Annotated in this window: 1 pseudogene; it reads right to left on the bottom strand. The window is 74.3% G+C overall.

The window, feature by feature from the left end:
• Positions 1 to 230, bottom strand: a pseudogene (locus P8629_RS12845) (MFS transporter); the annotation flags it as partial.

The raw sequence follows: 230 nt of genomic DNA, 5'->3' as shown, positions 1-230 counted from the left end.
CCCGACGAGGCCCAGCGCGGCGATCCCGGCGGAGACGTCGAACGCGACGTCGACGCCGTGGATCTGGCCCTCGACCCCGTGCTCGGCCGGGTCCAGCGCGGCGACCGTCATCACGGTGACCAGCACGGCAGTGCCGACCGAGGCGGCGATCTGGCGCAGGGTGTTGTTCACGGCGGCGCCGTGCGGGATCAGGCGCTGCGGCAGCTGGTTCAGCGCCGCCGTGGTGACCG

This window comes from Hydrogenovibrio sp. 3SP14C1 (assembly GCF_029625905.1).
Classification (GTDB): Bacteria; Pseudomonadota; Gammaproteobacteria; order Thiomicrospirales; family Thiomicrospiraceae; genus Hydrogenovibrio.
This window is presented reverse-complemented; position numbering and strand designations above follow the sequence as displayed.